The following is an 8,382-nucleotide window of genomic DNA, read 5'->3' as shown; positions in this document are numbered from 1 at the left end:
CAGCCGCTCCGGCTCGTGGTCGCGCTGGGCTTCGCCTCCGCTGCGGGCAGGTGCCGCCCCTCGTTCCTCGGGGCGACCCCTACCCTCCGCTGCGGCTCAGCTCAGCCGCTCCGGCTCGTGGTCGCGCTGGGCTTCGCCTCCGCTGCGGGCAGGTGCCGCCCCTCGTTCCTCGGGGCGACCCCTACCCTCCGCTGCGGCTCAGCTCAGCCGCTCGATCACCATGGCCATGCCCTGGCCGCCGCCCACGCACATGGTCTCCAGACCGAACTGCTTGTCGTGGAACTGCAGGCTGTTGATCAGCGTGCCGGTGATGCGGGCACCGGTCATCCCGAACGGGTGACCGACGGCGATGGCGCCGCCGTTGACGTTCAGCTTCTCCAGGGGGATCTCCAGGTCCCGGTAGCTGGGGATGACCTGGGCGGCGAAGGCCTCGTTGATCTCGAACAGGTCGATGTCGCCGACGGTCAGCCCGGCCCGCTTCAGGGCCTGCTTGGACGCCTCGACCGGGCCGAGGCCCATGATCTCCGGGGAGAGGCCGGTGACACCGGTGGACACGATCCGCGCCAGCGGGGTCAGGCCCAGCTCCCGCGCCTTGGTGTCGCTCATGATGACCAGCGCCGCGGCGCCGTCGTTCAGCGGGCAGCAGTTGGCGGCCGTGATCAGGCCGTCGGGGCGGAAGACGGGCTTCAGGCCCGAGACGCCCTCCATGGTCACGCCGGCGCGCGGGCCGTCGTCGGTCGAGACGACCGTGCCGTCCGGCGTGGTGACCGGGGTGATCTCGCGCGCCCAGAAGCCGTTCTTGATGGCCTCCTCGGCCAGGTTCTGGGAGCGGACGCCGAACTCGTCCATGTCCTGACGGGTCACGCCCTTGAGGCGGGCCAGGTTCTCGGCGGTCTGCCCCATCGCGATGTACGCGTCCGGGATCAGGCCGTCCTCGCGCGGGTCGTGCCAGGAGGAGCCCTCGCTCTGCGCGACGGCGGCCGTACGGGCCTCGGCGTCGGCGAACAGCGGGTTGTGGGTGCCCGGCAGGCCGTCCGAGGAGCCCTTGGCGAAGCGGGAGACCATCTCGACGCCCGCCGAGATGAAGACGTCGCCCTCGCCCGCCTTGATGGCGTGCAGCGCCATGCGGGAGGTCTGGAGCGAGGAGGAGCAGTAACGGGTGATCGTGGTGCCCGGCAGGAAGTCCATGCCCATCTGCACGGCCACGATGCGGCCCAGGTTGTGGCCCTGCTCGCCGCCGGGGAGACCGCAGCCGAGCATCAGGTCGTCGATCTCGCGCGGGTCCAGCTCGGGGACCTTGGCGAGGGCGGCCTGGATGATCGTCGCGGTCAGGTCGTCCGGCCGCACGTCCTTGAGGGACCCCTTGCCGGCGCGCCCGATGGGAGAGCGGGCGGTGGAAACGATGACGGCTTCGGGCATCGGGACTCCAAGGGGGTGCGTCGTTGCGGGACCGCAAGCGAAGTTACCGCTCCGTACGGTCGAGGTCACCGGCCCGGACGTGTGACCCCTCCCTCTTTTTGGGGGCGCCTTCGCCCCGGGCCGGCTGCGGGTGGAGGGGCGGGGCGGGGTTCCCGAACCGGTGGCGGCCGGGCCCGGGCTAGGCGTTGCCCGGGAGGGAGGCCGGGTCCGGGAGTTCCTCGGCCGGGACGCGACGGCGGCGGCGGTGTTTGAGCAGGGCCCACGGGCCCCGGGCCGCGGTGACCTCCGTGCCCGCCTCGCCGGCCGCCGCCGACGCCGCCTCGGCCACCGGCAGCATGTCCTCGTCCCGGGAGACGTCCAGCCGGTCCGACCCCGGCCACAGGCCCAGCGCCGCGCACAGCGTCGGCAGTATCGCCATCGCGGCGGTCGCGTACCCCTCCGCCGAGGGGTGGTACGAGTCCGGGCCGAACATCTCGCGCGGGTTCGCCGCGAACTCCGGCCCCAGCAGGTCCCCCATCGAGATCGTGCGGGCGCCCAGCGCCACCACGCCGATGGTCTGCGCGGCGGCCAGCTGGCGCGAGACCCGCCGGGCCATCCACCGCAGCGGCTGGTACACCGGCTCGATCGTGCCCAGGTCCGGGCAGGTGCCGACCACGACCTCGGAGCCCGCGAGCCGCAGCCTGCGCACCGCCCCGGTCAGGAACCGGACCGACTGCGTCAGCGGCATCCGCCGCGTCACGTCGTTCGCCCCGATCATGATCACGCACACGTCCGGCGGCGGGGCGTCCCCGTCCAGCAGCAGTCCCACCTGGCGGTCCAGGTCGTCGGACTTGGCCCCGGACAGCGCGACGTTGCGGAGCTCCACCGGCCGCTCCGCCACCGCCGCCAGCCCGGACGCCAGCAGCGCCCCCGGAGTCTGGCGGGCCCGGCGCACGCCCAGCCCGGCCGCCGTCGAGTCGCCCAGCATGCCCATCCGCAGCGGACCGGGGCTCAGCTCGGGCCCGGAGAACTCGCTCCCGTACAGCCCGTCGGTGCGCGGCGGATCCGGCAGCCCGGTGCCCACCGTCCGCTTCGCGAACTGCACCTCGGCCAGTACGAGCCCCACCGCGGCGACCCCCACCAGTCCGAGTCCGCCCCCGCCGTACGCTGCCCCCGCCGCGATCCGGCGGGCCGTTCTCGCCCTGGACACCCTTCAGCCCCTCGCTTCCTGTCCTGCCTCGTTGACCTTCCTGCCCCGTACGGCCGGTCGGCCAATCCCTTTCCGCATACTCTGGCCAAACCTCCCGGAGAACCCGTGGAGTCCCCTCCCTGGAGAACATGGTGCAATTCCACGACTCGATGATCAGCCTCGTCGGCAACACCCCGCTGGTGAAGCTCAACCGTGTGACCGAAGGCCTGCAGGCCACCGTCCTTGCGAAGGTCGAGTACTTCAATCCCGGTGGATCCGTGAAGGACCGGATCGCCGTCCGGATGATCGAGGCCGCCGAGCAGAGCGGTGCCCTCAAGCCCGGTGGCACCATCGTGGAGCCGACCAGCGGCAACACCGGCGTCGGACTCGCCATCGTGGCCCAGCAGAAGGGCTACAAGTGCATCTTCGTCTGCCCTGACAAGGTGTCCATGGACAAGATCAACGTGATGCGCGCGTACGGCGCGGAGGTCGTGGTCTGCCCGACCGCCGTCGACCCCGAGCACCCGGACTCGTACTACAACGTGTCCGACCGCCTCGCGCGTGAGCCCGGCGCCTGGAAGCCCGACCAGTACAGCAACCCGAACAACCCCCGTTCGCACTACGAGACCACCGGCCCCGAGCTGTGGGACCAGACGGACGGGAAGATCACCCACTTCGTCGCGGGCGTCGGCACCGGCGGCACCATCTCCGGCACCGGCAACTACCTGAAGGAGGTGTCCGGCGGCAAGGTCAAGGTCATCGGCGCCGACCCCGAGGGTTCCGTCTACTCCGGCGGCTCCGGCCGTCCGTACCTCGTCGAGGGCGTCGGAGAGGACTTCTGGCCGACCGCCTACGACCAGAACGTCACCGACGAGATCATCGCGGTGTCCGACAAGGACTCCTTCCAGATGACCCGCCGGCTGGCGAAGGAGGAGGGCCTCCTCGTCGGCGGCTCCTGCGGCATGGCCGTCGTCGCCGCGCTGCGCGCCGCCGAGGGCCTCGGCCCCGACGACGTCGTCGTCGTCCTGCTGCCCGACAGCGGCCGCGGCTACCTCAGCAAGATCTTCAGCGACGAGTGGATGGCCGGTCACGGCTTCCTGGAGGAAGCGGGCCCGGCGGCGCGCATCGGCGACGTCCTCGCCGACAAGGAGGGCGGCATCCCCTCCCTCGTGCACATGCACCCGGAGGAGACCGTCGGCCAGGCCATCGAGGTCCTGCGCGAGTACGGCGTCTCGCAGATGCCGATCGTCAAGCCCGGCGCCGGCCACCCCGACGTGATGGCCGCCGAGGTCATCGGCTCGGTCGTCGAGAAGGAACTCCTCGCCGCGCTGTTCGCGCAGCAGGCCTCCCTCGGGGACCCGCTGGAGAAGCACATGAGCGCGCCGCTGCCGCAGGTCGGCTCCGGCGAGCCCGTGTCCGAGCTGATGGCGGTGCTCGGCGAGGCCGACGCGGCGATCGTGCTCGTCGAGGGCAAGCCCACCGGCGTCGTCAGCCGCCAGGACCTCCTGGCGTTCCTCGCCAAGGGCGCGAAGTAGCCATCTGTCGCACGAACGGTACGGGCCCGACACGTGACGGCAGCACCGGCTTAACACGGCACCGGCACAGTGGTGGTCGTCGGCAGGGAAACCCGGACATCCGGGAACCCAGCCGGCACCACGAACGGCGTCGGCGCACCTCCGGAGCGGCTCCCGGACCGCGCGGACGCCAAGGACGCGGACGGCCCTGACCCGGCCCGTGTCCCTCGCGGGGACCGCCGTCGTCCCGCCCCCCGGGCAACCGGGGGTGCGGCGGTCCCCGCTCCATTTTTTTGGGCTCGGTTCGCCTCCGGAGGCTTTGGTCCGGGGTTCCCGGGGTTTCATCCGGCCTCGCCAGGGGGCCCGGTCAGGCCAGGGGGTCCGCGGGGGTCCGGCGGAGACCGCCGGCCTGGGCGAGGTTGACCCCGCAGATGCCGGCCCAGGCCACCAGCAGCCCGCCGATGCCCGCCTGGGCCGCACCGATCGCGGAGAGCGGGATCGCGAGGACCAGGCTCACGAGGGCGAAGCCGAACCGTTCCCCGAAGGCGGCCACCGCCGAGTCCGCGGCCCCGGGACCGCCGCGCGCCGTCCGCAGCCGCTCCTCGGCGAGGCGGCGCCGCACCTGGGTGTCGACCTTCTCGACGAAGGAGTCCACCAGGGCGGCCTCGTATTCCGGTCCCAGCTCCCGCCGGGCGTCGAGGGTCGCGGCGAGCTCCTTCTTGAGCTCCTGGGCCTGTGGAGAGTGGGCTGAAGCGGTCATGCGCCCACCGTAGGAACCGGCGGAGCCCCCGGCACTGGGGGTAGCCCCCGTATCCCGGATCGCGGGCGCGGCTTGCCGTCCTGCATAACCCGATGCAGAGTGCACCGTGACTGAATATCTCACCGGGGACGGGACGGAGGGGACGGCAATGAGCGACAGCCCGGCCGCACGGCTGCAGAAGCTGTTCGAGGGGCACCGGCTGACGCCGACCCAGCGGCGGATCGCGCACTGCATGGTGCGCGGCGCCGCGGAGGTGCCCTTCCTGTCGAGCGTGGAGCTCGCCGAGCTGGCCGGGGTGAGCCAGCCGTCGGTGACCCGCTTCGCGGTGGCGCTGGGCTTCGACGGGTACCCGGCGCTGCGCCGCCACCTGCGCGAGGTGGCGCCCGCCGGCAGGCCGGAGCCCGTGCGGGAGGACTCGTACAACGAGTACCAGCAGGCCGTCCAGGGCGAGATCGAGAACCTGCGGCGGCTCTCGGCGATGCTCGCCGATCCGGCGCCGGTGGAGGAGGCGGGCCGGCTGCTGGCCGGCTCGGCGCCGCTGCCGGTGCTGGGGCTGCGCGCGGCGTCCTCGCAGGCGCGCGGGTTCGCGTACTTCGCGGCGAAGGTGCACCCCGACGTACGGCTCCTCGACGAGGGCGGCTCCATGCTCGCCGACCGGATCGACGCGGCGGCGGCCGCCGGTGCCTCGGCGCTGCTGTGCTTCGCGCTGCCCCGCCATCCCCGTGAGGTGGTGGAGGCGCTGGAGCACGCGCGGGCGTCCGGTCTGACGACGGTGACGGTCGCCGACTCGGCGTTCGCGCCCGTCGCCCGCCACTCGGACCTGCTGATCCCTGCGCCGGTCGGCACCGGGCTGGCCTTCGACACGGCGTGCGCGCCGATGCTGCTGGGCCGGGTGCTGCTGGAGGCCATGGCGGACGCGCTGCCGGACGCGCAGGCGCGGCTGGAGTCCTTCGACGCGCGGGCCGTGGCGCGCGGGCTGTTCGTGGAGTGAGCCCGGCCCGGGGGCCGGTCAGCTCGCGGCGGCCAGGGACGTGGTGCGGCGCAGCCAGGTGAGGGAGGCGTCGGCGAGTTCGGGCCAGCCGTGGTCGACGACCAGGGAGTGGCCCCGGTCGTCGAAGCGCCGGTACTCGGTGATCGCGGCGGAGTGCCGGTACCGCTTGAGCGTGGAGCGGGTCAGGATGTCGGGGACGGTGTGGTCGAGCTTGCCGGAGAGCAGCAGCAGCGGCCCCCGGGTCCGGTTGGCGGTGTCGACCCGGGCCGGCGAGTGCGGGGTGAAGTTGCCGAGGGCCAGCTGGAACAGCGGCCGGGCGGGGCTGGGGATCGTCCACTTCTCGTACAGCTCGTCCGCCTCGTGTTCCGGGACGGCGTTGGCGAAGGCGTAGCGGAACTGCTCGGGGCTGAGGGACACGGCCCGCCGGGTGTTGGCGGGGTTGCCCAGGAACGCGAACGTGGACCTGGCCTGGGCGGGGCCGATGGCCTTGACGCCCCGGATCTGGCCGGGGCAGATCGCCACGGCAGCCGCTCCCAGGCCCTCGCCGAGCAGGTGCTGGGCGATGAAACCGCCGACGGAGTGCCCCACGAGGACGGGCGGGACGTCGAGCGAGCGGATGACCCGGGCGTGGGCGTCGGCGATCTCCGTGAGGCCGACGCCGGCCTGGTCGTCCCCGCGCAGGCGGGCCTCGGCGACCGTCGGCGGGACGCCGGGCCACTCGGGCAGGACCGGTTCGTAACCCGCGTCGCGGAAGACGTCGGCCCAGCCTTCCCAGCTGGTGGAGTGGAGCCACAGGCCGTGGATGAAGACCACGGGGGTGGGTCGGGCGGCCATGGTGGCCTCCTCGGGGGCGGCGGCCCCGGCGGCCCGGGGCCGCGGGGAGCGCGAGGGCGGGCCGTCCGGCACCGGCGTTGCGCGTCGGCGTCCGGCACCGGCGTCCGGCACCGGCGTCCGGCACCGGCGTCCGGCACCGGGGTGCGGCGTCGGCGTACGCGGGTGCGCGCGGGCCGCGGAGTCCGCCCCGATCTCGTGCGGACTCCCCCATTCCACCCCATCGGGGCCGCCGCCGCCCGTTCGCGGCACCGTGCGCCCCGGGCCGGCGGCCCGGTGACGGCTCAGAGCAGCGCGTCGCGGAAGGCGCCCCCCGCCTCCGTGACGAGGTCCGCCAGGGGCTGCGCCGGGCGGGCCGGGGCGAAGCGGATCCCCTCGCCGGGGGCGGCCGTGAAACCGTGGACGGAGGGGCGGGGGAGGCTGTTGTAGCCGTAGTGGGCGGTGAAGAAGTACGCGCCGGTGTCCGGGACGGCGATCACGTCGCCCGGCCGCAGCCTGGGCAGCTCCCGGGCTGTGGCGAGCAGGTCCCCCGCGAAACAGGCCGGGCCCGCGATGTCCTGCGCCACCGGCGGGCCGGTGCGCGGCTCGCCCTTGGCGTCGTAGGCGAGGATCCGCAGCGGCCAGGACGCGGGGGCGTACACCGTGCGGGTCGCCAGCTGCACCCCGGCGTGGGTCACCGCGATGGGCCGCCCCCCGGTCTCCTTCGTGTACTCGACCCGGGCCAGGATCAGGCCCTGCTTGGCCAGCAGCGACCGGCCGAACTCGGTGACCAGCCCGTACGAGCCGTCGAAGAGCGCGGGGACGGCCGCGCGCAGGGCCTCGACGTACGCGGCGAACGTGGGGGCGTGCTCGTCGGAGGCGAAGTTGACCGGCAGGCCGCCGCCGATGTCGAGGGTGTCGATCCGGCGCCGCCCGGCCGCCGCGTTGACCTCCTCGGCCAGTGCGTGGACCGCGCGGACGCCCTGCGCGATCAGGGCCAGTGGCACCCCCTGCGAGCCCGAGTGGGTGTGCAGGCGGGTCAGCCAGGGCCGGTCGAGGAAGGCGCGCACGAGCCGCTCCCGGGCGCCCGGGTCGCGCAGCGCGAAGCCGAACTTCGAGGTGGCGGTGGCCGTGGACAGGGCGTCGATGGTGCCGGCGCCGGTCTGCGGGTTGATCCGCAGCCCGATCGGGGACCGGGTGGGCGGGCCGGCCGCCATCAGCGCGTCGAGGCGTCGCAGTTCCTGGGCGTTGTCGGTGTTGACGGCGATGCCCAGGGCCAGCGCCTCGCGCAGCTCGGCCTCCGTCTTGGCGGGGGAGTCCAGCACCGTCCGCTCCGCCGGGACCCCGGCCGCCCGGGCCAGCGCGAGCTCGCCGGGGCTGGCCACCTCGCAGCCGACGCCGGCGTCCGCGAGCAGCCGCAGGACCGGGACCAGGGGGGCGGCCTTCACCGCGAAAGTGTGCAGGACGGGTGTCCCGGGCGCCGCCGCGGCGTCGAATGCGGCGGTCAGGGACGCGGCGCGGGCGCGGATCCCGGCCACGTCGAGGAGGCAGGTCACGGGCTCGCGGTCCAGCAGTCCCTGCCCGACCGCGGCCCGTACGGCCAGGTCACGCAGGGTGGCGGGGTCCGGGAGGGGCGTCCGTGCGGGCGTCTGGGAGGCCATGTCCGCCATCCCATCATCCGGGCGACCCCGCCGCAGCTGTTGACTGGATCTATTCATCC

Annotated in this window: 7 protein-coding genes; 2 read left to right on the top strand and 5 right to left on the bottom strand. The window is 73.9% G+C overall.

Features of this window, described 5'->3' with window-relative positions; all coding sequences use genetic code 11:
* Window positions 1-198: 198 nt before the first annotated feature.
* Together ACEPPI_RS14985 and ACEPPI_RS14980 are read right to left on the bottom strand one after the other, a co-directional pair.
* Window positions 199-1,419 (bottom strand): acetyl-CoA C-acetyltransferase, encoded by a 1,221-nt coding sequence (locus tag ACEPPI_RS14985; RefSeq protein WP_356213194.1) that lies wholly within the window; start codon window positions 1,417-1,419, stop codon window positions 199-201.
* 178 nt (window positions 1,420-1,597) lie between these two features.
* Window positions 1,598-2,608 carry an SGNH/GDSL hydrolase family protein gene (locus tag ACEPPI_RS14980; protein WP_373915707.1) on the bottom strand — a complete coding sequence of 337 codons (1,011 nt, stop codon included), beginning with the start codon at window positions 2,606-2,608 and terminating at the stop codon, window positions 1,598-1,600.
* A 131-nt stretch (window positions 2,609-2,739) separates the two neighbouring features.
* Between ACEPPI_RS14980 and ACEPPI_RS14975 the strand changes: the two genes are divergently transcribed.
* Window positions 2,740-4,122: a cystathionine beta-synthase gene (locus ACEPPI_RS14975; RefSeq protein WP_373915712.1), complete on the top strand. Its 1,383-nt coding sequence runs from the start codon at window positions 2,740-2,742 to the stop codon at window positions 4,120-4,122.
* A 346-nt stretch (window positions 4,123-4,468) separates the two neighbouring features.
* Here ACEPPI_RS14975 and ACEPPI_RS14970 read toward each other — a convergent pair whose 3' ends face one another.
* The gene (locus ACEPPI_RS14970; RefSeq protein ID WP_373915706.1) at window positions 4,469-4,861 is read right to left on the bottom strand and encodes a hypothetical protein; all 393 of its coding nucleotides are present in this window, start codon (window positions 4,859-4,861) and stop codon (window positions 4,469-4,471) included.
* Window positions 4,862-5,009: 148 nt separating this feature from the next.
* On the opposite strand from ACEPPI_RS14970, the gene ACEPPI_RS14965 reads away from it, so the two are divergent.
* Window positions 5,010-5,852 (top strand): MurR/RpiR family transcriptional regulator, encoded by an 843-nt coding sequence (locus ACEPPI_RS14965; protein ID WP_030231799.1) that lies wholly within the window; start codon window positions 5,010-5,012, stop codon window positions 5,850-5,852.
* A gap of 18 nt (window positions 5,853-5,870) precedes the next feature.
* On the opposite strand, the gene ACEPPI_RS14960 is transcribed toward ACEPPI_RS14965, so the two are convergent.
* Together ACEPPI_RS14960 and ACEPPI_RS14955 are read right to left on the bottom strand one after the other, a co-directional pair.
* A complete protein-coding gene (locus ACEPPI_RS14960; RefSeq protein ID WP_373915705.1) occupies window positions 5,871-6,686 on the bottom strand; it encodes an alpha/beta hydrolase in 816 nt (271 codons plus the stop codon).
* A gap of 281 nt (window positions 6,687-6,967) precedes the next feature.
* Window positions 6,968-8,323 carry a diaminopimelate decarboxylase gene (locus ACEPPI_RS14955; protein ID WP_373915704.1) on the bottom strand — a complete coding sequence of 452 codons (1,356 nt, stop codon included), beginning with the start codon at window positions 8,321-8,323 and terminating at the stop codon, window positions 6,968-6,970.
* Between the last annotated feature and the right edge of the window lie 59 nt (window positions 8,324-8,382).

This window comes from Streptomyces sp. AB3(2024), assembly GCF_041862025.1.
Taxonomy (GTDB): domain Bacteria; phylum Actinomycetota; class Actinomycetes; order Streptomycetales; family Streptomycetaceae; genus Streptomyces.
Note: the sequence above shows the minus strand (reverse complement) of the source record. Positions and strands in the feature narration are given on the sequence as shown.

Excerpts from the sequence above, each read along its gene's own strand:
- ACEPPI_RS14985 (WP_356213194.1), bottom strand. The coding sequence starts at position 1,419 with ATGCCCGAAGCCGTCATCGTTTCCACCGCCCGCTCTCCCATCGGGCGC.
- ACEPPI_RS14970 (WP_373915706.1), bottom strand. The coding sequence starts at position 4,861 with ATGACCGCTTCAGCCCACTCTCCACAGGCCCAGGAGCTCAAGAAGGAG.
- ACEPPI_RS14965 (WP_030231799.1), top strand. The coding sequence starts at position 5,010 with ATGAGCGACAGCCCGGCCGCACGGCTGCAGAAGCTGTTCGAGGGGCAC.
- ACEPPI_RS14960 (WP_373915705.1), bottom strand. The coding sequence starts at position 6,686 with ATGGCCGCCCGACCCACCCCCGTGGTCTTCATCCACGGCCTGTGGCTC.
- ACEPPI_RS14955 (WP_373915704.1), bottom strand. The coding sequence starts at position 8,323 with ATGGCCTCCCAGACGCCCGCACGGACGCCCCTCCCGGACCCCGCCACC.